This window comes from Pseudarthrobacter sp. SL88 (assembly GCF_026672455.1).
Classification (GTDB): domain Bacteria; phylum Actinomycetota; class Actinomycetes; order Actinomycetales; family Micrococcaceae; genus Arthrobacter.
Window position 1 is genome coordinate 246,992 of the sequence record NZ_JAPPRD010000001.1, and the last position, 22,456, is coordinate 269,447.

General features: G+C 67.0%; 16 protein-coding genes and 1 pseudogene. 7 read left to right on the forward strand and 10 right to left on the reverse strand.

Going from position 1 to position 22,456, the window contains the following annotated elements:
• The first annotated feature begins 82 nt into the window (after positions 1-82).
• Together OVA06_RS01055 and clpB are read left to right on the forward strand one after the other, a co-directional pair.
• On the forward strand, positions 83-835 hold the full coding sequence (locus OVA06_RS01055) for a S1 family peptidase (protein ID WP_056080977.1): 753 nt from the start codon (positions 83-85) through the stop codon (positions 833-835).
• 243 nt (positions 836-1,078) lie between these two features.
• The gene (gene clpB, locus OVA06_RS01060) at positions 1,079-3,721 is read left to right on the forward strand and encodes an ATP-dependent chaperone ClpB (RefSeq protein WP_268155682.1); all 2,643 of its coding nucleotides are present in this window, start codon (positions 1,079-1,081) and stop codon (positions 3,719-3,721) included.
• A 35-nt stretch (positions 3,722-3,756) separates the two neighbouring features.
• Here the strand turns inward: clpB and OVA06_RS01065 are convergent, their stop codons facing one another.
• Positions 3,757-4,461 (reverse strand): septum formation family protein, encoded by a 705-nt coding sequence (locus OVA06_RS01065; protein WP_268155684.1) that lies wholly within the window; start codon positions 4,459-4,461, stop codon positions 3,757-3,759.
• 280 nt (positions 4,462-4,741) lie between these two features.
• Here OVA06_RS01065 and OVA06_RS01070 point away from each other — a divergent pair, with 280 nt between their 5' ends.
• Both OVA06_RS01070 and OVA06_RS01075 read left to right on the forward strand, forming a co-directional pair.
• Positions 4,742-4,975 (forward strand): DUF3073 domain-containing protein, encoded by a 234-nt coding sequence (locus OVA06_RS01070; protein ID WP_015938627.1) that lies wholly within the window; start codon positions 4,742-4,744, stop codon positions 4,973-4,975.
• Between the two features lie 232 nt (positions 4,976-5,207).
• Positions 5,208-5,975 (forward strand): VOC family protein, encoded by a 768-nt coding sequence (locus OVA06_RS01075; protein WP_268155685.1) that lies wholly within the window; start codon positions 5,208-5,210, stop codon positions 5,973-5,975.
• Between the two features lie 72 nt (positions 5,976-6,047).
• Here the strand turns inward: OVA06_RS01075 and purM are convergent, their stop codons facing one another.
• From purM to OVA06_RS01090, 3 genes and pseudogenes are all read right to left on the reverse strand, one after another.
• Positions 6,048-7,217, reverse strand: a complete 1,170-nt coding sequence (gene purM, locus OVA06_RS01080) for a phosphoribosylformylglycinamidine cyclo-ligase (RefSeq protein ID WP_056080968.1) — start codon at positions 7,215-7,217, stop codon at positions 6,048-6,050.
• Positions 7,214-8,885, reverse strand: a pseudogene (purF, locus tag OVA06_RS01085) (amidophosphoribosyltransferase). Before purF ends, purM begins: the two are co-directional and overlap by 4 nt.
• A 104-nt stretch (positions 8,886-8,989) precedes the next feature.
• On the reverse strand, positions 8,990-9,304 hold the full coding sequence (locus OVA06_RS01090; RefSeq protein ID WP_268155686.1) for a hypothetical protein: 315 nt from the start codon (positions 9,302-9,304) through the stop codon (positions 8,990-8,992).
• Between the two features lie 318 nt (positions 9,305-9,622).
• Here OVA06_RS01090 and OVA06_RS01095 point away from each other — a divergent pair, with 318 nt between their 5' ends.
• From OVA06_RS01095 to OVA06_RS01105, 3 genes are all read left to right on the forward strand, one after another.
• Positions 9,623-10,741 carry an S-(hydroxymethyl)mycothiol dehydrogenase gene (locus OVA06_RS01095; RefSeq protein ID WP_268155688.1) on the forward strand — a complete coding sequence of 373 codons (1,119 nt, stop codon included), beginning with the start codon at positions 9,623-9,625 and terminating at the stop codon, positions 10,739-10,741.
• Positions 10,738-11,358 (forward strand): MBL fold metallo-hydrolase, encoded by a 621-nt coding sequence (locus OVA06_RS01100; protein ID WP_268155690.1) that lies wholly within the window; start codon positions 10,738-10,740, stop codon positions 11,356-11,358. Before OVA06_RS01095 ends, OVA06_RS01100 begins: the two co-directional genes overlap by 4 nt.
• A 117-nt stretch (positions 11,359-11,475) precedes the next feature.
• Positions 11,476-13,827 (forward strand): FdhF/YdeP family oxidoreductase, encoded by a 2,352-nt coding sequence (locus OVA06_RS01105; protein WP_268155692.1) that lies wholly within the window; start codon positions 11,476-11,478, stop codon positions 13,825-13,827.
• Between the two features lie 152 nt (positions 13,828-13,979).
• On the opposite strand, the gene OVA06_RS01110 is transcribed toward OVA06_RS01105, so the two are convergent.
• The 6 genes from OVA06_RS01110 to OVA06_RS01135 form a co-directional block, all read right to left on the reverse strand.
• Positions 13,980-16,487, reverse strand: a complete 2,508-nt coding sequence (locus OVA06_RS01110) for a GcvT family protein (protein ID WP_268155694.1) — start codon at positions 16,485-16,487, stop codon at positions 13,980-13,982.
• Between the two features lie 246 nt (positions 16,488-16,733).
• The gene (locus tag OVA06_RS01115; RefSeq protein ID WP_268155696.1) at positions 16,734-18,140 is read right to left on the reverse strand and encodes an MFS transporter; all 1,407 of its coding nucleotides are present in this window, start codon (positions 18,138-18,140) and stop codon (positions 16,734-16,736) included.
• Between the two features lie 368 nt (positions 18,141-18,508).
• Positions 18,509-19,402, reverse strand: a complete 894-nt coding sequence (fdhD, locus tag OVA06_RS01120; protein WP_268155698.1) for a formate dehydrogenase accessory sulfurtransferase FdhD — start codon at positions 19,400-19,402, stop codon at positions 18,509-18,511.
• Entirely contained in the window at positions 19,390-20,709 is a 1,320-nt protein-coding gene (locus OVA06_RS01125) for a molybdopterin molybdotransferase MoeA (RefSeq protein ID WP_268155700.1), read from the reverse strand. The genes fdhD and OVA06_RS01125 overlap by 13 nt, the downstream gene beginning before the upstream one ends.
• A 196-nt stretch (positions 20,710-20,905) precedes the next feature.
• Positions 20,906-21,787 carry a bifunctional 5,10-methylenetetrahydrofolate dehydrogenase/5,10-methenyltetrahydrofolate cyclohydrolase gene (locus OVA06_RS01130; RefSeq protein WP_268155702.1) on the reverse strand — a complete coding sequence of 294 codons (882 nt, stop codon included), beginning with the start codon at positions 21,785-21,787 and terminating at the stop codon, positions 20,906-20,908.
• The gene (locus OVA06_RS01135; protein WP_268155704.1) at positions 21,784-22,455 is read right to left on the reverse strand and encodes a cyclodeaminase/cyclohydrolase family protein; all 672 of its coding nucleotides are present in this window, start codon (positions 22,453-22,455) and stop codon (positions 21,784-21,786) included. Before OVA06_RS01135 ends, OVA06_RS01130 begins: the two co-directional genes overlap by 4 nt.
• Position 22,456 lies beyond the last annotated feature (1 nt).

Genomic DNA, 22,456 nt, shown 5'->3' on the forward strand with positions numbered 1-22,456 from the left:
GCCTCCGCCCATCAACCGGAACCGACCCCGTCCGCGCCTCAACCGGCAGCGGTGCGGGGTCCCTTGCGAAGGAGCCACCGCTGTGAAAATCGCCAGAATCCTTGCCGCCGTTGCCGCGACTGCTGCGCTCATGGGCCCGCTGCCCGCACAGGCCGCACCCGCAACGGGCGGTGACACGGCAAGCCCCGACATTGCCGGCGGCAGCACCACCACCATTTCCGCAGCCCCCTATGCAGCGCAGATCTCCTTCGATGCCACCGGTACCAACGTAGGATGCACCGGCAGCCAAATCTCGGCCAGCTGGGTGATCACGGCCAAGCACTGCAATTCGGCCTCCCTGCAGTCTGTCCGGCTGGGGTCCACCTACCTGGAGGCCGGCGGCACCGTGAAGACCGTGGCCGGCCGCTATGCCTCCAGCACCGGGGATGTCCTGCTGCTGAAACTGTCCACCCCCCATTACGGCTCCTACGTAGGGCTCTCCAGCTCATTCCCCGCCATTGGGGCTCCGGCCAAGGTGTACGGCTGGGGCGACCAGACCGAGGGCGCGGGCACCATGTCCTACAACCTCAAGGCGGCGGACGTCACCGTGGCCGGCCAGGGCACGGACACCTACGGCGGAGCCTCCGTCCGGACGCAGTCCCAAAGCGGGCACACCCTGGGTGGCGACTCCGGCGGCCCGCTCATCGTCAGCGGCAAGCTGGTAGGTGTCCTGTCGACGTCAAGCATCCTGCCCAGCCCCAACCCGTCCAGCTTCACCAGGTACTACAACGACCATGCGTCCGTGTCCCGCAACCTCAGCTGGATCACCAGCGTCTCAGGGGTGGGTGCCTCCTGAGTTCCGGTCTTCGCGACTTCCGCCCGTCCCGGTAGGGGGGCGGGCGGTGCCGGTTCCCGGGGGATGCCGCGGGAACCGGCCGTCCGGCGGATGGCTTGTTGGGGGAGCCGCCCGCCGGTTTTGCATGTCCCGCCGGGAAGCGCCGAAGGTTCGCTGTGGGAAAACAGGGCCAAAGGACTGCGTTTTTCAAAGTTGAGCGTAGTACACTCAACCTAAAGAAAACGCCCCTGAAAGGAGCCCTCTTTGGACGTCAAATTCACCACCAAGAGCCAGGAGGCTCTTTCGGCTGCCGCCATGAACGCCTCAACGGCCGGTAACCCGCAGGTGGAACCCGCCCATATCCTCAAAGCGCTGATGGACCAGCGCGAGGGTGTGGCCGTGGCGCTGCTCCGCGCCACCGGCGCAGAACCGGACGCAGTCAGTGTCCACGCCAGCAGCGCCATCAAGTCCCTTCCTTCGGCTTCGGGTGGATCTTCCCAGCAGGCCCAGCTTTCCCGCACTGCACTGCAGGCCATCCAGAGTGCGAAGGAGGAGGCCGAGCGCCTCGGCGACACCTTCGTGTCAACCGAAGTCCTGCTGCTGGGACTCTCTTCCGGAAGTGACGCCGTCGGGCGCCTCCTCCGCGAAGCCGGCGCCTCCCACGAAGCCCTGGTGGCCGCCCTGCCCGGCGTCCGCGGCGACCGCAAGGTCACCAGCCCGGACCCGGAGAACACCTTCCAGTCGTTGGAAAAGTTCGGCACCGACCTCACGGCCATGGCCCGCTCCGGCAAGCTGGACCCGGTGATCGGGCGCGACACGGAAATCCGCCGCATCGTCCAGGTGCTGAGCCGCCGCACCAAGAACAACCCGGTGATCATCGGCGAGCCCGGCGTGGGCAAGACCGCCGTTGTGGAAGGACTTGCCCAGCGCATCGTGGCCGGCGACGTCCCCGAAAGCCTCCGCGGCAAGACCCTGATCGCCCTGGACCTGGCGTCCATGGTGGCCGGCGCCAAGTACCGCGGCGAATTCGAGGAGCGGCTCAAGGCCGTGCTCGAGGAGATCAAGAATTCCGAAGGCCAGATCGTCACCTTCATCGATGAGATCCACACCGTGGTGGGCGCGGGCGCTACCGGCGACTCCTCCATGGATGCCGGCAACATGCTCAAGCCCATGCTGGCCCGCGGGGAGCTCCGGCTGATCGGCGCCACCACCCTGGATGAATACCGCGAGAACATCGAAAAGGATCCCGCCCTGGAACGCCGCTTCCAGCAGGTCTATGTGGGGGAGCCCAGCGTCGAGGACACCATCGGCATCCTCCGTGGCCTGAAGGAACGCTACGAGGCGCACCACAAGGTCGCCATCGCGGACTCCGCACTCGTGGCCGCCGCCACCCTCTCCAACCGCTACATCTCCGGGCGGCAGCTTCCGGACAAGGCCATTGACCTCGTGGACGAGGCCGCGTCCCGGCTGCGCATGGAGATCGATTCCGCTCCGGAGGAGATCGACCAGCTCCAGCGGCTGGTGGACCGGCTCACCATGGAGGAATTGGCCCTTCAGGACGAGAAGGATGCCGCCTCCGTGGAGCGGCTCGCCGCGCTGCGGGCTGACAAGGCTGACCGCGAGGAGGAACTCAACGGGCTCAATGCCCGCTGGGAGGCCGAGAAAGCCGGCCTCAACCGGGTGGGCGACCTGAAGGCCAAGCTGGACGAATTGCGCGGCGCGTATGAGAAGGCCGCCCGCGAAGGAGACCTCGAAACCGCCTCCCGCGTGCTGTACGGCGAGATTCCCGCCCTGGAACGCGAGCTCACCGCCGCAGCCGAGGCCGAGGCTGCCGTGACAGACAAGTCATCCCAGATGGTGGCCGAACAGGTGACCGCCGATGACATCGCCGAGGTCATCTCCGCCTGGACCGGCATCCCCGCCGGGCGCATGCTGCAGGGCGAGAGCCAGAAGCTGCTGCACATGGAGGAGGAGCTGGGCCGGCGGCTGATCGGGCAGGCCAAGGCCGTCGCTGCCGTATCGGATGCCGTTCGCCGTGCGCGTGCCGGGATCAGCGATCCCAACCGGCCCACCGGTTCCTTCCTGTTCCTGGGTCCCACCGGCGTGGGCAAGACCGAGCTGGCCAAGGCCCTGGCGGACTTCCTGTTCGATGACGAGCGTGCCATGGTGCGCATCGACATGTCCGAGTACGGCGAGAAGCACTCCGTATCACGCCTGGTGGGCGCCCCTCCCGGATACGTCGGCTACGAAGAGGGCGGCCAGCTCACCGAGGCCGTCCGCCGCCGTCCGTACTCCGTGGTGCTGCTGGACGAGGTGGAGAAGGCGCACCCCGAGGTGTTCGACATCCTGCTCCAGGTGCTCGACGACGGCCGGCTCACCGACGGCCAGGGCCGCACCGTGGACTTCCGCAACGTCATCCTGGTGCTGACGTCCAATCTGGGCAGCCAGTTCCTGGTGGACCAGGCCCTGGATGCCGAGGCCAAGCGGAACGCCGTGATGGCCACGGTGAACGCGTCCTTCAAGCCGGAGTTCCTGAACCGCCTGGATGAGGTGGTCCTGTTCGATGCCCTCACGGTGGAGGAGCTCGGCCACATCGTCGAACTGCACGTGGACGAGCTGGGCCGGCGCCTCCATGATCGCCGGCTCACCCTTGACGTCACGGACGGGGCCAAGGCATGGTTGGCCCTCTCCGGTTTCGATCCCGCATATGGCGCACGGCCGCTGCGCCGCCTGGTCCAGCGGGAGATCGGCGACCGGCTGGCCAGGGCCATCCTTGCCGGTGACATCGTTGACGGCGACACCGTGCTCGTGGACACCGCGGCCGATCCGGACGAACTCACCAACGGCAACGTGGACGCCCTCACCGGTGCCCGGTCAGCCGGGCTGTCGGTGCGCCGGAAGGATTAGCGGACTCCTAAGCGTGCTGTCCTGGCAGGCAACTGTCAGGGCAGCACGCTCGCGTTGATGACGTTGCCGTTCGGGGCCGTCACATAACAGTCCGCCCTGCGGTCCCCGGCGTCCCAGCTGGTGCTGCTGGGGAAGCTGCGCTGGTAGTTGAGCTGGAAGTTGTTGGCGGCCGGACCCAGCCTGGTGGCCTGGCAGATCTCCAGGGCCTTGGCCTTCAGCGTTTCGGCGCCGGGGTAGCGCTCACCTGCGGGATAGCGGAAGACGCCAACCAGCTGCGCGGAATGGCCCGTGTCGCAGGGCACCGCGGTTGAGGCCAGCGATTCCGGATCAAAGTCCTTGAAGCAGTCGCCCACGGCATAGTCGGCAGGCTTGACGCCCTCCCTGGGCAGCGGCAGCGGCGTCGCCCTCGGCGTGGGTGTGGTTTCCAGGACTCCAGCCTGCCCTCCCTGGGCCTCCGGTGACGCTGCGCCCGAATTAAGCCAGAGGGCCAGCCACACGAGGCCGCCCACCACGGCAATGAGCACGACGGCGAAGAGCGCCTTCCACAGGGCCTTTGCCCGGTGTGCCCGGTGCGATGCGGTGGCACCGGATGGGGCGGATTCGGAGGCTCCGGAGGTCGAGGGGCCGGTTTCGGCATGCTGCGGCCACGTCACGGAGGCCGGGGCGGGGGCGGCGTCTACCCGGGGGATGCCGGCCGTTGGCGGGGAGGCTGGCTTCGGCGGGACGTCTTGGGGGTTCACGGCTGCATCCTCCTGCGTTGTCGTCGCGTCAGTGCTGCAAAACCGGCCGTCCGAACGGTTTTGGCAGCTGCCTGAAGCGACTCTACCGAAGAAAAAACCCGGAATCCCGCGGGCGGACCCGGGGATGGTATCCCAAACACCCGTGGGAGCGCGTCGGGCGGCAAGCAGTTGCCGCAGAAAGCATGTAATCTAGGTGTACGACAAATTGACCAAACATTCCGGGGCCTCACCGATCGCCAAGGTGACCACCTCCGGTCCAAGTACAAAAGGGGGTCACGCCATGGGGCGCGGCCGTCAAAAGGCAAAAGCTACCAAGCAGGCTCGGGATATCAAGTACTACTCCCCGAACACTGACTACTCGGCACTTCAGCGGGAGCTGACGGGCCCGGGCAGTCGTGTAACGAGCCATTACGCCAATGAGCCGGTAGAACCGGACTATTCGGCTTATGTGGATAAGTACGCGGATGATTTGGAAGATGATGACGACGAGGTTGATAACCGTCGCATCGGCTAGTCGCCGCCGCTGAACAATTCTTTTGCAGCACCATTACTGCTGACCTCGGTCACAAGGCCCGTTCGGGCACGCCTCTTCACAGTGCGTGCCCGCGGGCCTTTCCGTCGTCGTCATTCTTTCCGCTGGCTCTGCAGCCCTCCCGGATTCCCAATCCGATTCCCGGGCACAGACACCGGAAGCTGCGTGCACGGCGGCCGGGGCTTCTTCTGGGCCTCCGTGTACGGTAGGTCCCATGCCAACTGTGAACACCTACCCGCAGGGTGCCCCGTGCTGGGCTGACGTTCAGACGCCGGACGTCGAGGCCGCCAAAACGTTCTATGCAGCGGTGTTCGGGTGGCGTTTCGAGGACCACCCAACTCCGGACGGCCGCAGCTACGCGATGGCCTTCCTGGGCGACGACGTGGTGGCCACCATCGCACCGCAGAGCCCCATGCAGGCACCCGGTTCGGCTGCCCGGTGGAACGTCTACCTGGCCGCGGAGGACGCGCGCAGCATAGCCAGCGAAGCAGTCCATGCCGGCGGTGCCGTGCAGTTCGGCCCGGAAGCGGTGGGGGACACCGGCGTCATGGTGTTCGTGGACCCGCCGGGCGGCGGCACCACCGGAGTGTGGCAGGCCGGAACGCACCGCGGGTCAGGACGGTACAACGGGCCCGGTGCCCTGTCCTGGGCCGAGCTGCTCACCCCTGAGCCTCAGGCCGCCATCGGATTCTTCCAGCACCTTTTCGGGCATGAAGTCACGGAGTACCCGCAGGAGGACGGCGGCACCTACAGCACGCTGTTGGTGGACGGCACGGAAGTGGCCGGGGTGGCGCCGGACGAGGGACCGGCTGGCTGGCAGATCTACTTTGGCGTGGCGGACCTCAGTGCCGCCGTGCAGGCCGTCAGGGATTCGGGCGGCGAGGTCCTGGTGGAACCGGATGACGGCTCCGGCGGGGGGCCGGCCACCATCCGCGATCCGCAGGGCGGCGAATTCAGCTTGCTGGAGGTTGAAGCCGCTTAAATCACATCGAGTGCTCCTTAACCGCCGTTTTGAGGGTTCAAAAGGGCAGTTACGGAGCACTCGACGGGGGGATTACGCGTAGGCGTTGACCATGCGGACTGCGCCGCCGTCCACGCCCTTGGCGCCCTGGACGTAGTCCGGGCCGGACTTCAGGATGGAATCCGAGTCCGCGGCGACGGTGCCCATTACCCAGGACGGCAGCCCGCGTTCGTTCAAACGCGCGACGGCGGCATCCGCGGCTTCGGGGGAGACGATGGCCACCATGCCCACGCCCAGGTTCAGGGTGCGTTCCAGGTCGGCCAGCGGCACGTTGCCGAGTTCGGATACGAGCTTGAAGATGGCCGGCAGTTCCCAGGTGGCGCGGTCCACGGTGGCCACCAGGCCCTGCGGCAGGACCCGGGCCAGGTTGGCGGCGAGGCCGCCACCGGTCACGTGGCTGAAGCCGTGGACCGCTGCAGAACCCGTGACGGGGAAGGTGCGGGCCAGGTCCAGGCAGTCGGCGGCGTAAACGCGGGTGGGTTCGAGCAGTTCTTCACCCAGGGTGCGGCCCAGTTCGGAGACCTGGCGGTCCAGAGCCCAGCCGGCGTGGTTGATCACGCGGCGGACCAGCGAGTAGCCGTTCGAGTGCAGGCCGGAGGAGGCCATGCCGATCACAACGTCGCCCGCGCGGACGCGGTCAGGGCCGAGGAGGGCATCTGCCTCCACGACGCCGGTGGCTGCACCGGCAACGTCGTATTCGTGCTCACCCAGCAGGCCGGGGTGTTCTGCGGTTTCGCCGCCCACCAGGGCAGTACCGGCTACGGAGCAGGCGGCGGCAATGCCGCGCACAATGCCGGCAATGCGCTCAGGAACCACCTTGCCGCAGGCGATGTAGTCGGTCATGAAGAGCGGCTCGGCGCCCACCACGACGATGTCGTCCACCACCATGCCGACGAGGTCGAACCCGATGGTGTCGTGGATGTCCATGGCCTGGGCGATGGCCACCTTGGTGCCGACGCCGTCCGTGGAGGTGGCCAGCAGCGGCTTCTTGTAGGTCAGCAGCTTCGAGACGTCGTAGAGGCCGGCGAAACCGCCCACCCCGCCGATCACCGAGGAGTTGTGGGTTGCCTTGATGGCGCCCTTCATGAGCTCGACGGCGCGGTCGCCGGCCTCGACATCGACGCCCGCGGAGGCGTACGTGATACCTGCGGTATTTCCGGGGGTTACGGAACCGTTGCCGGCGGCAGTGTTTGCGGAAGTCATACGGACTCTTTCTTGTCAGTGCCTGCGGCGGCGTGTACGTCTGGCACCATGTCGGCGTCGGTCAGCAGGTTTTCAAACTCGGAGTCCGGGCCGGGATCGCAGCCGGTAGCGCCGGCCTTTTCGGCGGGATCCTCTTCCGAGTCAACGGCGAGGGCTGCGGTTTCGCCCGGCAGGGCTGACGGCGACGGCGCCAGGCCAACAAGGTCGGTGCGTTCCAGGAGGTTCTTGCCCAGTTTGTCGGCACCCGGCAGCGCAATCGGGTACTTGCCGGTGAAGCACGCGGTGCAGAGGCGTTCCCGGGGGCTGGCGGGTGGCGTCGATCATGCCGTCTTCGGAAATGTAGGCCAGCGAATCGGCGCCGATGGCCTGGGAGATTTCCTCGATGGTGGCGCCGTTGGCGATCAGCTCGGCGCGGGACGCGAAGTCGATGCCGTAGAAGCAGGGCCACTGCACGGGCGGGGAGGAAATCTTGACGTGCACGGAGGCGGCGCCGGCTTCCCGCAGCATCCGGACGATGGCCCGCTGGGTGTTGCCGCGGACGATCGAGTCGTCCACCACCACCACGCGCTTGCCGCGGATCACGGACTCAAGGGCGTTGAGCTTGAGCCGGATACCCAGCTGGCGCAGCGTCTGCGAGGGCTGGATGAAGGTGCGGCCCACATAGGAGTTCTTGACGAAGCCGTGTGCGAACGGAATGCCGGATTCTTCGGCGTAACCCACCGCGGCGGGGGTGCCCGACTCCGGGACGGGGATGACGATGTCCGCTTCGTGGGTGTTTTCGCGGGCCAGCTGGCGGCCCATTTCCACGCGGGATTCGTAGACGGAACGGCCGGCAATCGCAGCATCCGGGCGGGCCAGGTACACGTACTCGAAAACGCAGCCGGCCGGAGTGGGCTCAGCGAACTTCTTGGACCGCACGCCTTCTTCGTCAATGGCGATGAATTCGCCGGGCTCGATCTCGCGGATGAAGCTGGCGCCCACGGTGGCCAGTGCGGACTGCTCGGACGCCACTACCCAGCCGCGTTCCAGCCGGCCCAGGACCAGCGGGCGGATGCCGTAGGTGTCGCGGGCTGCGTAGAGGGTGCCTTCGTCCATGAAGACGAAGCAGAAGCCGCCCTTGATCTTGGGCAGCAGTTCGGTGGCGGTTTCCTCAAGGGTCTTGCCGGGCTCGCCTTCAAGGAGGGCCGTGACCAGGGCGGTGTCCGAGGTGTTGCCCTGCTTCATTTCGCCGGTGAGCTGGCCGCCGTTGCGTTCGGTGATCATGGCGTTGAGCTCGGCAGTGTTGGTCAGGTTGCCGTTGTGCGCCAGGGCGACGGTGCCGGTGGAGGTGGCGCCGAGGGTGGGCTGGGCGTTGGCCCAGTGGCTGGCTCCGGTGGTGGAGTAGCGGCAGTGCCCCACCGCCAGGTGCCCGGTGAGGGTGTTCAGGGTTGTCTCGTCAAAGACCTGGGACACCAGCCCCATGTCCTTGTAGACATTGATCCGTTTGCCGTCACTGGTAGCGATACCAGCCGACTCCTGGCCACGGTGCTGCAGTGCGTACAGCCCGTAATAGGTTAGTTTTGCTACTTCTTCGCCGGGAGCCCAGACGCCGAAGACGCCACAGGCGTCCTGCGGGCCTTTTTCGCCGGGAAGAAGATCATGGGAAAGTTTTCCATCGCCGCGTGCCACTGATCGATTATCGCACGACATGGGGTAGGACTTTTTCCCGCTTCCCTTTGTGACCCGGCAGCGTCACGCGCCCGGATGCCGGGGCGTGCTGCCGGTGGCGCGGGTCACGGCTGCGGGTCTGTGTCCGGTTCGGAATCCGGAACGGATTCGACGACGACGCGCTGCTGCCTGCGGACGCTCCGGCGGTCCAGGATCAGCGCCAGGACCGCACCGAGGACGGCTCCGGCGGCGCCGAACGTGATCATGAGGAAGCCGAAAACCGCGCCCGGATCGAAGTCCTCATCCGCGGGCACCCCGAAAGCCGCAATTGCAGCTGCTCCGAAGCCAGCCAGTGCGCCCAGGACCAGGAAAGGTACGAATTTGGGGGCCCGGCGGACGGTTACCTCGCGCCGCTCGGCGGGGGGTTGGTTCGAAGACATGCCATCCAGCCTACTGCCGGAGATTTGGTGCGCGTAATGCCGCGGCGGAGCTGGGCGGGCCGGCATCGGTGGACGGCGTGGGGGAAAGGAAGGTCGGCACTGTCCGCCAAGTGATATGACTGATATATCTATTGACACCAACTGTGGCCGCTGTCATATTCTCAAGTAGCACTATGTGCGCCGTGTTGTGTAATGCGCAATGCCTCCGGCGCATGCCGACCAAGCCGCCGGCGGGCAGCCACCCTGCTGTGTCGGCTAGATTGGCAGCTGGTGCCGACTCACCGGATCCGGCCGGATCCAGGAAAGGAACACAGAACCATGGTTCACAAAGTTCAAGCTGTCATTGCCCGTGAGAAGAACGCTCCGGTGTCGCTGGAGACCATCCTGGTGCCGGATCCGGGCCCGGGCGAGGCGTTGGTGGACATCCTGACCTGCGGTGTCTGCCACACCGACCTGCACTACAAGCAGGGCGGCATTGGCGATGACTTTCCCTACCTGCTGGGCCACGAGGCCACCGGCGTGGTCAGCGCCGTGGGCGAGGGCGTCACCGAAGTGGCGCCGGGCGACCGTGTGATCCTGAACTGGCGTGCGGTGTGCGGCCAGTGCCGTGCCTGTGCCAAGGGCCAGCCCCAGTACTGCTTCAACACGGCCAACGCCACCCAGAAGATGACCCTTGAGGACGGCACCGAGCTGTCCCCTGCGCTGGGCATTGGAGCGTTCGCTGAAAAGACGCTCGTTGCCGCCGGGCAATGCACCAAGGTGGATCCCGAGGCTGATGCTGCCGCCGTCGGCCTGCTGGGCTGCGGCGTGATGGCCGGCATCGGCGCCGCGATCAACACCGGTGAGGTCAAGCGCGGCGAATCCGTGGCCGTGATCGGCTGCGGCGGCGTGGGCATCGCGGCGATCGCCGGGGCCAAGCTCGCCGGGGCCACGACGATCATCGCCGTGGACATCGACGACAACAAGATCGAAATGGCCAAGAAACTCGGCGCCACCCACGGCGTCAACTCCAAGCAGGAGGACGCGGTGGAGGCCATCCAGGCCCTCACCGGAGGCAACGGAGCGGACGTGGTGATTGACGCCGTCGGCCGTCCCGAAACGTTTAAGCAGGCCTTCTACGCCCGCGACCTCGCCGGCCGCGTGGTCCTGGTGGGTGTTCCGACGCCGGAGATGCAGCTGGAACTGCCGCTGCTGGATGTCTTTGGCCGCGGCGGATCGCTGAAGTCCTCCTGGTACGGCGACTGCCTGCCCTCCCGTGACTTCCCCATGCTGGTGTCCCACTACAAGCAGGGCAACCTGGACCTGGACGCCTTCGTGTCCGAGCGGATCACCATCGACCAGGTGGAGGCGGCCTTCGGCAAGATGCACGAGGGCAAGGTCTTGCGTTCCGTCGTCGAAGTCCAGGCTGAGACCGAGACTGCGGGCGCCTCCGCATGAGCGTCACCATCGAGAACCTGGTCACCTCGGGGACGTTTTCGCTCGACGGCGGCACCTGGGACGTGGACAACAACGTCTGGGTCGTGGGCAACGGCACCGAATGCGTGATCATCGATTCCCCGCATGACGCCGCTGCCATCATCAACCAGGTCAACGGCCGCACGGTCAAGGCCATCCTGCTCACGCACGCGCACAACGACCACATCGGCGCTGCCCGCGAGGTCGCCGAAGCCGTAGGTGCACCGATCTGCCTGAACCGGAAAGACCTGGTCCTCTGGGAGCAGGAATACCCGGGCTCCACCCCGGACCAGTACCACGAGGACGGTGACGAGTTCGAAGTGGGCGGCGCCGTGCTGAAGGCCATCCACACGCCGGGCCACTCGCCGGGATCCACCTGCTTCTACCTGGAAAGCGAAGGCACGGTGTTCACGGGGGACACCCTGTTTAACGGCGGACCGGGTGCCACCGGCCGCTCGTACAGCGACTACCCCACCATCCTCACCTCCATCCGCGAACGGCTGCTGACCTTGCCGGCCGAAACGGTGGTGCGCACCGGCCACGGCGACAACACCACCATCGCGGCCGAACAGGAAACCCTGGCCAAGATCGCGGAGTAGGCGCAGTCCAGAAGAACGCGCAGTGGAGGCGTGCCGGGAAACCCGTGCACGCCTCCATCAGCGATTGATCAACATATGCCGGCAAGGAAGTTATGTGCCGGTAAGGAAGTTGGAACGATGAAGTTCGGTAAGCAGCCCGCCCCGGTGGCGGACATCAATGAGGACCTCCTTGAGGTCCACAAGCCCAAGACCGAGGCCGCAGGCGTTAAGGCCGTCATGGTCGCGCTGGAGCGCGCCGTGGCACAGGCGGGCGTGACCCGGACGGCGCAGTCACTGCTGCGGTTGAACCAGCGCGGCGGCTTCGACTGCCCGGGCTGCGCGTGGCCCGAATCGGACAAGAAGCGCAAGGCTGCCGAGTTCTGCGAGAACGGCGCCAAGGCCGTGGCCGAGGAGAACACCCTCCGCACCGTAGGCGCCGAGTTCTGGGCCAGGCACTCCATAGCGGAACTGTCGGAGAAGACAGAATACTGGTTGGGGAACCAGGGCCGGCTCAGCGAACCCGTCGTGATCCGGGAAGGCGAAACGCACTACTCGCCCATCTCCTGGAATGACGCGTTTGAGCTGATCGGTGAGCATATCCGTGCGACCACGCCGGACCGCTCCGTCTTCTACACCTCAGGCCGCACCGCCAACGAGACCGCATTCCTGTACCAGCTGTTCGCTCGGGCCCTGGGCACCAACAACCTTCCGGACTGCTCCAACATGTGCCACGAGTCCTCCGGCTCCGCGCTGAACCCGACCATCGGCATCGGCAAGGGCACCGTGTCGCTGGAGGACATCCACGACTCCGAACTCATCTTCGTGGTGGGCCAGAACCCTGGCACCAACCACCCGCGCATGCTCTCGGCGCTCAAGGAGTGCAAGGACAAGGGCGGCAAGGTGGTGGCCGTGAACCCGCTGCCCGAGGCCGGCCTGTTCAACTTCAAGGACCCCCAGACGTTGTCCGGCGTGGTGGGCGGCGGCACACCGCTGGCCGATGAGTACCTGCAGATCAAGGTGGGCGGGGACCTGGCCCTGTTCCAGGCGCTCGGCCACCTGCTGTTGGAGGCCGAGGAGAAGAACCCGGGAACCGTCGTCGACCATTCCTTCATCGCCGCGCAGACGGACGGGTTCGACGCCTACCGCGACGCCCGCCGCACCCTGGACTGGGACGAGACGGAGAAGGCCACCGGCCTGGACCGGGCGCAGATAGAGAAGGTGGCAGGGATGCTGCTGGCCTCCAAGGCATCCATCTTCTGCTGGGCGCTGGGTGTCACCCAGCAGCCGCACTCCGTGGACACCATCAAGGAAATGGTCAACGTCCTGCTGCTGCAGGGCAACTTCGGCAAGCCCGGCGCGGGCGCGTGCCCCGTCCGCGGGCACTCCAACGTCCAGGGCGACCGGACCATGGGCATTTGGGAAAAGCCCAAGGAATGGCTGCTCGCGGCGCTTGATGCCGAGTTCGGGATTGCGTCCCCGCGGCACCACGGCCACGACGCCGTGGAGTCCATGGAGGCGTTCGACCGCGACGAGGTGGACGTCTTCGTTTCGATGGGCGGCAACTTCTCGCTCGCCTGCTCGGACACCGAGGCGCTGGAAGCCGGTATGCAGCGCATCGGCCTGACCGTCCACATCTCCACCAAGCCCAACCGCTCCCACATTGTGCACGGCCGCACGTCGCTGATCCTGCCCACGCTGGGCCGCACGGACAAGGACGACAAGCACCCCAAAGGCGCGCAGTTCCTCTCCGTGGAGGACTCCATGTCCGTGGTCCACTCCACCCAGGGCCGCCTCACGCCGGTGTCCGAGCACCTGCTCGCGGAACCCGTGATTGTGGCCCGGATGGCAGAGGCAACTTTCGGCAGGGACCACTCCGTTGACTGGCGCGGCATGGCCGAGGACTACGACGTGATCCGCGACCACATCTCCCGCGTCCTGCCCGGCTTCGAGGACTTCAACGCCAGGGTCCGGACCAAGAACGGTTTCGTGCTGCCCAACCCGCCGCGCGACACCCGTTCCTTCGCCACGGACATCGGCCGTGGCCGGTTCACGGTCAGCCCGCTGGAGTACCTGACGCCGCCGGCCGGCCACCTGGTGCTGCAGACCATCCGCAGCCACGACCAGTACAACACCACGTTCTACGGCCTGGATGACCGTTACCGCGGCGTCTCCGGCGGCCGCCGCGTCATCCTGATCCACCCGGAGGACCTCGCCGAGTCCGGCTTCCAGGACCGGGAACTCGTGGACGTGGTGAGCACGTTCCAGGGTGTCGACCGCCGCGCGGACAAGTTCCGCCTGGTGGCCTACCCCACCGCCAAGGGCTGCGCAGCGGCGTACTTCCCCGAAGCCAACGCCCTGGTCCACAAGGAAAACGTGGCCCGCGAATCCAACACCCCCGGCTTCAAGGCCATGTTCGTCCGCTTCGAACCGCACAAGGGCGAGGCAGCCGTGGCTGAAGAGCCCGCGTCGCTGCAGGCGAGCGGCGTCTAAGCCTCGCTGCACGAACGCCCCCGCTTCCGCAAGGAAACGGGGGCGTTCTGCTGCTGGCTGGCTCTGGGCTGCCGGCACGCAAAAGGTGGCGGGGCCTGCCGGTCCCAAGCAGGCCCAGCCACCGGGTCCGGGCGGTTTAGCCGCCGGGGCGGTCAGCCGCGGATGCGCTCCATGCCCGGGTCCACCAGGGGTTCAGCGGAAACAGTGGCCGCCACGCGCTTACCGAAGTACTCGATCTCCACGGCATCACCGATTTCGACGCCGGCAGGCAGCCAGGCGTAGGCGATCGGCTTGTGCACGGTGTAGCCGTAGGCCGCGCTGGTGACGTACCCGACGGCTTCCCCGCCCACGTACACAGGTTCCTTGCCGAGCACCACTGACGTGCCGTCGTCGACCGTCAGGCAGCGCAGGGCCCGGGTGGCGGGCTGCTCCTTGCGCGACGCAAGGACCTCGGCGCCCACGAACCCGGTCTTGTCCTTGGCCACGGAGAAGCCCAGGCCGGACTCGTAGGGGTGGTGCTCGGAGGTCATGTCGGTGCCCCACAGCCGGTAGCCCTTCTCCAGCCGCATGCTGTTGAAGGCGCCGCGTCCGGCGGCGACGATGCCGTGCTCCTGGCCGGCCTCGAACAAAAGGTCCCAGAGCTTCAGGCCGTACTCGGCGGTGGTGTAGAGCTCCCAGCCGAGTTCGCCCACGTAGGAGAGGCGCATGGCGGTGACGGGGATGCCGCCTACCGTGATCTCCTTGGTCCTGAAGTACTTCAGGCCGTCGTTGGTCAGGTCGTCTGTGCTGACCTTGCCGATCACCTCGCGGGCCAGAGGGCCCCACAAGCCGATGCAGCAGGTGCTGCCGGTGATGTCCGTGACGTGCGCCCACTGGGCCGGATCCGCAGCCGACTGCCGGCGGGCCTCCACGCGGAGGTAGTCGAAGTCCACATTGCTGTTGACGCCCAGCTGGAACTCCTCCTCGGTGAGCCTGGCGACGGTCACGTCACTGCGGATGCCGCCGTCGTGCTCAAGCAGGAGGCAGTAGGTCACGGCGCCGGGCTTCTTGGCGATGTTGCCGGTGCTGAGCCGGTGGAGCAGCGCCTGCGCCCCGGGGCCGGTCACGGAGAGCCGCTTCAGCGGCGTCATGTCGTAGAGCCCGACGGCGGTGCGCGTCTTCCACGCTTCGGCTGCGGAGATGGGGGAGTGGAACATGGCGGCCCACTCGTCGCGTTCGGGCGCACGCCATTCCTCGGGCAGCTCCGCCAGGAGCCCGCGGTTGGCTTCGAACCAGTGCGGGCGCTCCCAGGCAGCGGATTCCAGGAAAAACGCGCCCAGTTCCCTCTGCCGCACGTTGAACGGGCTCACGCGCAGGTCGCGCGGGGATTCGCGGGGCTGCAGCGGGTGCAGGACGTCGTAGATCTCCACGAAGTTCTGCTGCGAGGTTTCGCTGACGTAGGAATCGGAGGTCTGGACCTTTTCGAACCGGGTGAGCTCGCAGCCGTGCAGGTCGGTCTCCGGGTGTCCGGTGACCAGGAGTTCTGCCATGGCCTTGGCCACGCCGGCGGAGTGGGTGACCCAGACGGCCTCGGCCACGAAGAAGCCGGACAGGTCCGGTGCCTCGCCCATGAGCGGGCCGCCGTCCGGCGTGAAGGAGAAGATGCCATTAAACGCATCGTTGATCTGGGCCTGGTGAAGTGCCGGCAGCAGGTCCTGGCAATCCTCCCAGGCCGGGGCGAAGTCCTCCAGCGTGAAGTCGAGCCGGGACGGCATGCGGTGGTCGGACATCTCGTCCGCGCCAACCCGGGGCAGCCGGTCCATGTCCACCGGCATGGGCTTGTGGGCGTAGCTGCCGATGCCGATCCGGTTGCCGTGCTCCCTGAAGTAGAGGTCGCGGTCCTGGTAGCGCAGGATGGGCTTGCTGGCACCGTTGGGCAGGTCATTGATGCCACTGAGCGCGTCCACCGGAGTGGTCTTGACGTACTGGTGGGCCAGCGGCAGGAGCGGCACGCTGAGGCCCACCATCTTGCCCAGTTCACGGCCCCAGAACCCGGCGCAGGAAACCACGATGTCAGCCGGGATCACGCCGTCGGGCGTCTGCACGCCGGTCACCTTGCCGCCTGCCTGCTCGACGCCGGTCACGGTGGTGGAGCCGCGGAAGGTCACCCCTGCCGCGCGGGCCTTGGCGATGAGGAGCTGGACGGCGCGCGCCGCCGAGGCGAGGCCGTCGGACGGTACGAACAGTCCGCCCAGGACCTGGCGGCCGTCGGCCAGGGAACCGGCGTTGAGCAGCGGCCAGTGCTTCTCGCATTCATCGGCGTCGATGATGCGGCCGTCAACACCCCAGGAGGTGGCGTAGCCAAGCTTTCGCTTGAGGTCTTCCAGGCGGGCCTCCGTGGTGGCCAGCTCGAGGCCGCCCACCTGGTTGAAGCAGGAGACGCCGTCAGCGCTCAGGGAGAGCAGCTTGTTCACCGTGTAGGTGGCGAACTCGGTCATCGTCTTGGACGGATTGGTCTGGAACACCAGGCCAGGAGCGTGGGAAGTGGAACCGCCGGCCAGTTCAAGCGGACCCTGTTCCACCACGGTGATGTTGTTCCAGCCGCGGCTGGCGAGTTCGTCGGCGAGGTTCGTGCCGACGATGCCGGCTCCGATGATGACGACGCGGGGCGATGCGGTCATGGCGTGTGGTTCTCCTGGTTGGCGGTGTTGGGTGGGAGCTGCGCTGTCGCTTCGCTATGAGCAACGCACATCACCATATGCAACACGGTGGCGCAGCTCACATCAGATGTCAAGGGGCTGCCTGCTTTGTTGCGGAGCGGGCGGGAGTATGTCGGGGGCAAGGAAGAAGGCCCCCGCCGCAAACGCGGCGAAGGCCTCTCTCCTTTGAAGCCCTGGTATCCCCGGGCCGTTCCGGGCAGTCCAGGGTCAGTGGGAGAAGTCCGCCGAGATCTCGGCGAGGGTGCGCCCCTTTGTCTCCGGTGCAAGCCATTGCGAGAGGGCGGCGCCGAGCAGTGCGACGGCGGCGGCTACCACCATGCTTGGGCCCATGCCGATGTTGCTGATCGCCCACGGCAGGGCAAAGGTGCCGAGTGCGGCCCCGATGCGGCTGAAGGCGGCAGCGAAGCCCGTTCCGATGCCGCGCAGGTGGCCGGGGAATACCTCGGACGGATAGACCTGGGTCATCGTGGTGTAGCCGGCATTGAAGAAGGAGAACGCGAAAAACAGGACGAGAATGAGGATCGCCGGTGCGTCGGCCCAGACGCCGATGACCAGCAGGATGCCTGCGCAGAGCCACTGCCCGGGCACGGTAAGGATCCGGCGGCCGAGCCTGTCAATCAGGAGCACCGAGGTGACAACGCCCGCGGTTGCAAGGGCGGACAGGCCCACTCCACCGGCCCAGCCGCCTCCGAAACCGAACTGGTTGAGCACCTCATCGGCAAAGGTTGCGATTGCGAAGTACGGGGTGACGGCGCAGAACCAGAAACCTGAGGTGAAGAGGGTGGTGCGCCAGTACTGCTTCGAGAACAGCATCCCCACGGAGGCGGTCTTGATTTTGCTCCGGCTCTTCGCGGCCTGGGCCTCCTGGATCATCCTGAGATCTATCTCTTCGGTGATGCTCTCGTGCATCTGGCGCGATTCGACGTACCGGTGCGCAATCGCCAGTGCTTCCTCACGCCGTCCCTTCGTAATCAGCCAGCTCGGCGATTCGGGGAGGCCGAAACGGGCGACGAACAGGACGGCTGCGATGATCGTGCTGGTGCCGAGGACGAGGCGCCATGGTGCGCCGGCGTCGTGCAGGACCGTGCCGATGATGAACGCCATCATGAAGCCGACGTACCAGGCCACCAGGGTCAGCCCGAGCAGCCGGCCGCGGAGCTTTGGAGGGGAGAACTCTGACAGCAAGGGGCCGCCAATTGAGTATTCGCCGCCGATCGCGACGCCCATGAAGAACCGGATGATGGCCAGCTGGATCACGGCTCCGTCGCCGGAGGTTACGAAGAATTGTGCCGCTGAGGCGGCCAGGAACAGGCCCATGTCCACGAGGAACATTGGTTTGCGTCCGAACTTGTCAGCAGCCCAGCCGGCCAGTGGGGAGCCGACGAAGATGCCGACCAGCGGGCCGGCCGCGATCAGGCCCAGGGACAGTGCGTCGAGCTGAAGGTCTGAGCGCATCAGCCCGGTGACGGGGCCGATGATTCCGAGGATGTAACCGTCAAGGAACATCCCGCCGATGAAGACAGCGACGAGCCGAATCATGAAGCGGCGTTTGAACGCGGAGCTGGTTGCTTCTGCTCTGGTTTGATCGATGGTGCTGCCACCTTGGATTCTCATCAACAGTTCCTTCGGGTTTTTGTTGCGGCAGCGGGCTGCTCGCCGCAGCGGGAGCGGCTTGGGGGACAGGGGTCCTCCGCCAGCGGCCACCGCAGGTTGGGTTCTCGTTGTGATTGATCGCGTCCCGGGTGCCGCGGCGGTTGTGCCGCGGAAACAGGAGGTACGCGCATTCGAGAAGGCTTTCGTTCCGGGATGATCAACAAGCTTCGTTTTATGCAACAAAACAGTGCGCCAGGTCACAGCCGTTGTCAAGAACATGTCGGCCGGCAATTGCGGAGTTCAGCACCGGCGCGCGCCCCGAAATGGGCAGCAGGAATCACGCCCCCGGCTGCGGGGGAGTGACCGGCCCGAATTGGCACCGCGGAGCGCTAGCTTTGCCGGCCGGCACCTGCCTGGAGAGGGTCTTCTGTTACGGCGCGGGGCCGCTCCAGCCGGTCCCGGCCCGCGTAGGCGTTCAGGCTGTGGCCCCTGCTGAACCCCACGAGCGTCAGGCCGGTTTCGACCGCCAGGTCGATGGCCAGGCTTGACGGGGCGCTCACCGCGGAGAGCACTGGAATGCCGGCCAGTGCGGCCTTCTGGACGAGTTCAAACGACGCCCGGCCGGACACCTGCAGCACCGTGCCGCGCAGGGGCAGCAGGCCTTGCCGGAGGGCCCATCCCACCGCCTTGTCCACGGCATTGTGCCGACCCACGTCCTCGCGCAGGCACAGCAGCTCAGGCTCGCCATCACCCAGCCGGAAGAGGCCGGCAGCGTGGACACCGCCCGTCTTGTCGAACACGGCCTGGGCTTCCCGCAGCTTCTCCGGCAGGGCGGCCAGTGCGTCGACGGGTACCCTCAGCGGGTCCGCGGAGGGATTGCAGTGCAGGGTTTTCCGCACCGCTTCGATGGACTCCGTGCCGCAGATGCCGCACGAGCTGGAGGTGTAGACGTGCCGCATCGTTTCGGGCAGGGGCACGTCCGGACGCAGCTGGGCGTCCACTACGTTGAAGGTCTGGACGTCATCGGGGCCGCCGGCGCAGAAGCGCAGCGAGACCAGCTCGGATCCGTCCCGGATAACACCTTCGGAGACGAGGAATCCGGCCACGAGGTCGAAGTCGTCGCCCGGCGTCCTCATGGTGACGGCGAACGATCGGCCGCCCAGCCGGATCTCCAGCGGCTCTTCTGCGGCGACCACATCCTCCTTGAACCGGACGGGATATTCGGTGCCCGAGCCGTCCAGCTGGAAGCGGTGGATCTTGCGGCGCTGCGTCATGCGTGCCAAGGCGTGTTCCTTCCGGCGCTGGTGGCCGCATGGATGGCTGCAGCAGCCGGGGTCCAGGGAAGCGGCAGTACCGGTACGGGTTGCCCCGAGTCGACGCCGCCGGGAGGGACAACCATGACACCCTCAGCCCACGCCAGGCCGCGCATCATGCCCGGTCCGGTGTGGTCCACGGGAAAGGCCAGTCCGGACAGGAACCTGCACGGGATGAGCCGCGTCCGGCCCTTTCCGTCGCTGCAGCCGCCGTCGGGGCCGAAGGCATTGCCCGAGGTGGCCTGCCGGACCTGCGGCAGGGGCTGGTTTCCCAGCGCAGCCAGTAAGGGGGCGCCGATGGTGGCCAGCGCCATCATGGCGGCCAGGGGATTTCCGGGAAGTCCGACGGCGAAACGGCCGTCGGGGAGTTCGGCCAGGACGGCGGGGTGTCCGGGGCGCATGGCGACTCCGTCCAGGAGCAGGCGCCCGCCCAGCGCGGCCACCGCGTCCCGGAAGTGGTCGGTGCCGGACTTGCCTGTCCCTCCGGTGGTGATGACGACGTTGGCCCGCGACGCCGATTCCGCACCGGAGCCTTCCAGCGCCGCCAGCCAAGCATCGAAGGAGTCGCCAACGCGGGTGAAGCCGCCCGGTACGCCGCCCAGCTGGGAAATGACGGTGCCCAGCTGGGGCCCGAAAGTATCCCGGACGTTCCCGGGAGCAGGAACACCTGACGTCACTACCTCGGAGCCGGTCAGGATGACGGAAACCACGGGTTGTGACTGCACCTCCACCTGGTCATGGCCGGCCACGGCGGCAAGGGCGAGGTGGGCAGGGTTGAGAACGGTGCCCGCGGGAATCAGCGTTTCGCCGGCCAATGCCTCGGTTCCCGCGGGGCGCACGTGCTGGCCCGGCCGGGGTTCACCCGGCTTCGCGCCGGCGCTGACGGTAAGGACGGGGCGCCCCGTTCCGTCCTCAGCCACCAGGCCGCTTTCCTTGCGGAGCACCGCAGTTGCGCCGTCCGGAACCAGGCCACCGGTGGCGATGACGGCGGCCGTGCCCGGCGCCAGGGGCTGCTGCCCGCCGGACAGCAGCCAGGGACCATCCCCGCTCAGCGCCCAGCCGTCCATTGCCGAGGAGGCGTAGTGGGGCAGGTCCTGCAACGCGGTCACCGCGCGGGAGAGGGTTCGGCCGGCCGCTTCATGGAGCGGAACCTGAACCGAGGGGAGGGGGCCTGCGCAGTCATGGGCCAGGCGCCTGGCTTCCGGCCAATCAAGCGAGTGCAGTCCGGTCCCCGCCGTTGGGGACGTGGGATCTGCGATAGGCGTGAACGTCATCATGGGTGCCCCTTGCGGAGTTGAAGCGAAAACGCCCGTTGCCCGTAAGCGGTGCTTCGACGAGGAATACCTCCCCAGGTTTCAGGCCATCGAAGCACCGTCTGCGAGCAACGGGCAACTGATATCTCATTGTTCCAGTTAGAGATATATCAGTTATGTTAGGTCAGTGGCGGGCGCCGTGTCCACACTTTTTGGGACGCTAGGCGTTTTCCAAAAGCTGGACCGGTGACTGCTGCCGGGCGGCCTGCACCGTGTGCAGCAGCAACAGTGCCGTGGTCACCGAGCCGACGCCGCCGGGGACCGGGGTGAGCGCGGCGGCGATGCCGTTCACGCTTGCCCCGTCCACATCGCCCGCCAGGGAGCCGTCCGGGAGGACGTTGGTGCCAACGTCCACCACGACGGTGTCCGGCGAGATGTGGCTGCTGTTCACCAGCCCCGTCCTTCCGGCGGCCACCACCACGATGTCCGCCTGCCTGGTGTGCCGCTCCAGCGGGCCGGAGCGGGAATGGCACACGGTGATGGCGGCGTCGCGTTCCAGCATCAGCAGCGCCAGGGGTTTGCCCACGACGGCGGACCGGCCCACCACGGCCACGCTGCGGCCCGCAAGGGGGACGTCGTAGTGGTCGAGGATTTCGACCACGGCGCGTGCGGTGGCGGGTGCGAAGGCCGGCTGCCCCACGGCGAGGCGGCCGAGGCTGAGCGGGTTGGCGCCGTCAATGTCCTTTTCCGGCGCGATCAGGCCCACCAGGGCATCGGTCCGGACTCCTGCCGGCAGTGGCGTCTGCAGGATGATGCCGTGGACTGAGGGCTCCGCGCTGAGGTCCCGCAGGACGTTGGCCAGCACCTGCTCGGTGGCATCGTGCCCGAGGTCGATGATGCGGCAACCGATGCCCGCCGCTTCAGCCGCCCGTTCGATGGAGCGGACGTACCAGTGCGTTGACCCGTCGTCCGTGGCGATGACCACGGCGAGGGACGGATGCGCACCGTCGTGCTCAAGTTCCCGGGCCTCATCCTGGGTGCGCTGCCGGATGACTCCGGCCAGCGCCTTTCCGGACAGTGCTGTGGTGGTAGAGGGGCTCATTGAAGGATCCTTTCCCGCACCCGGGCCGCGAGGCTGTCCGCTGCCGCAACAACCTTGTCCGCGAGGCCGTCCGTCTGGTCTGCCAGCAGCGACCTGACACCCGGGTCCTTGATGGCAACAAGGTTGATGTCGATGTTCACCCGGGCGGTGGTTGCGGCAGCCCGGGCGGCATCCGCCGCTGCTGCGACGTCGCTGATGACGTTCGGGTTTGCCACCTCGCCCAGTTCGGTGGCGAGTTCCACCACCGAACCGGCGAGTTTGATGAGCTGCGCCGGGGTCTGCGCCGCCTGGACGAGGGCCGCCTGGACGGCGCCGCTCTTGGCGGCCTTCAGTTCCTCCGTGTCGGCAGGCAGCTTGTAGGAGTCGATGACCGCCTGGAAGACCTGCTCATCCGAATCCGCCAGCCGCAGTGCTTCGGTGGCCAGTTCGTCGGCGATGCCGGCGATCCGCTCTACCAGCGCCGCGTGTTCGGCGTACTTGGGACCGGTGGTGTACCGGGCCACCATGGCCACCAGGGCAGCGCCTTGCGCAGCATGGAGGGCCGCAGCGGCACCGCCCCCGGGGGTCGGCTGCCGGGAGGCGAGCCGGGCGAGGTAGCCGCTGATGGTCTCTGCGCCGATTGAAGCTGAGCCGGGGGAACCTGCGCTGTTCGCTTGCTGTTCGGCCATG